The organism is Bacillus sp. SIMBA_074 (assembly GCF_046534555.1).
Classification (GTDB): domain Bacteria; phylum Bacillota; class Bacilli; order Bacillales; family Bacillaceae_G; genus Bacillus_A; species Bacillus_A mycoides.
This window is the reverse complement of the sequence record NZ_JAWRYM010000441.1, coordinates 1-276: the sequence shown is the minus strand read 5'-3', so window position 1 is coordinate 276 and position 276 is coordinate 1. Positions and strand designations below refer to the sequence as shown.

Sequence of the window (276 nt, the reverse complement as noted above, 5' to 3'; positions counted from 1 at the left end):
GTGTTATCGACGATTGGCTTTGGTGGAGTTGTATACGGTGTAAGTGTAGGCGGGGATCATGGTTGGACGAGTATGACGGTAATTGGCACGATCATCGTTGGAGTGATCGCCCTAATCCTGTTTGCAATCCGTCAAACGAAGATGGAAAACCCGATGTTGAATTTAAAAGCATTCAAGTACCCACTATTTGTACTGGGTCTTGCGATGAACGTGATTACATTTCTTAACATGTTATCGATGCTGGTTGTGTTGCCAATGTATATGCAAATGGCGTTA

At 43.5% G+C, this 276-nt stretch carries 1 pseudogene; it reads left to right on the top strand.

Going from position 1 to position 276, the window contains the following annotated elements:
• Positions 1 to 276 (top strand): annotated as a pseudogene (locus tag SB773_RS31505) (MFS transporter); the annotation flags it as partial.